This is a genomic window from Bradyrhizobium sp. CSA207, assembly GCF_029051685.1.
GTDB lineage: Bacteria > Pseudomonadota > Alphaproteobacteria > Rhizobiales > Xanthobacteraceae > Bradyrhizobium.
Genome location: NZ_JAACFT010000129.1, coordinates 1 through 541 on the forward strand (window position 1 = coordinate 1; position 541 = coordinate 541).

Sequence of the window (541 nt, forward strand, 5' to 3'; positions counted from 1 at the left end):
TTTCTCGTGAGAAAGTGTGTTGCTCCCATCCAACCCTTCATCGTGCCGAACGGATGCTCCACTGTCTGACGGCGGACACCCATTGCGTTGGGATTGTGGTCGAGCCGATGCTGAACTTTCTCCAGAACGGCCTCGTGCTCCCAGCGTGAGATGCGGCGCTCGGGGCCTGTCGTGCATTGAGTTTTTAGCGCGCAAGTTTTGCAGGTGCTTGTCCAATAGCGGCGCAGGGCCTTTCCGTCCTCTACGTTCGTGAAGTGATAATTTAGCCGCTCGCCGGCGGGACAGCGATAAACATCGTCGGCCACTACGTAGACGAAATCCTGTTTGCCGAAGCGGCCGGCAGCTTTCGCGCCGGAAGTCATCGGCTTCGGCAACGTCACCGTGATGTCGGCTTCCTCGCAGGCCTTGATCTCTTCTCCATCGTAATAGCCGCGGTCTGCCACCACTTCGAGCGTCTCGACCGCCATCTCGTCGCGAGCCTGCCTGGACATGTTAGCGAGTTCGTGGCGATCGGTGCCCATGTTGGTCACTTCGTGAGCCA

At 58.8% G+C, this 541-nt stretch carries 1 protein-coding gene; it reads right to left on the reverse strand.

Features of this window, described 5'->3' with window-relative positions; all coding sequences use genetic code 11:
• A partial coding sequence (locus GWG65_RS40290; RefSeq protein ID WP_275200932.1) for a transposase occupies positions 1–541 on the reverse strand: 541 nt, incomplete at both ends.